Genomic DNA, 571 nt, shown 5'->3' with positions numbered 1-571 from the left:
ACCCAATTAGAAGTGCCTTTAGATGTAACTTTATATTGTTTAGAAATAGCTAAGGAAAAAAAGTTACTAAGTATTTTGAATCCAGCTCCAGCATGTGAGTTGACTAAAGATTTTTTTAAATTGATTGATTATTTTACTCCTAATGAAACTGAAGCAGAATTTTATACTGGTGTAAAAATTAAGGATAAAAATGATGCCAAAGAAAGTGCAAAAAAATTGATAAATATGGGTATTAAGAATGTGATAATTACCCTAGGAGAAAAAGGATTGTTTTATACTAATGGTAAAGAAGAAATCTATCTTAATGCAAGTAAAGTCACAGCTATTGATACCACTGGTGCTGGTGATGCTTTTAATGGAAGTTTTTCATTAGGATTATCTAGAGGGAAAAGCATGAGAGAATGTTTAGAATTAGCTAACAGAGTTGCTGGATTATCAACTACAAAATTAGGTGCAGGTGACTCAATGCCTACATTGAGTGAATTACATTAATATTTATTTTCTTAATTTGAAATAGATATTGAGTTTAAGAAATAACTGGGCCTATATGCTCTCCTGCTTTTTTTGGATC

1 protein-coding gene is annotated in these 571 nt (G+C 30.3%); it reads left to right on the top strand.

Features of this window, described 5'->3' with window-relative positions; all coding sequences use genetic code 11:
- Positions 1 to 492, top strand: a 492-nt coding sequence (locus AMN95_RS00820; protein WP_143323746.1) for a ribokinase, incomplete at its 5' end; no start/stop codon positions are given.
- Positions 493 to 571: the final 79 nt, after the last annotated feature.

This window comes from Candidatus Pelagibacter communis, assembly GCF_001180185.1.
GTDB lineage: Bacteria > Pseudomonadota > Alphaproteobacteria > Pelagibacterales > Pelagibacteraceae > Pelagibacter > Pelagibacter ubique_F.
This window is presented reverse-complemented; position numbering and strand designations above follow the sequence as displayed.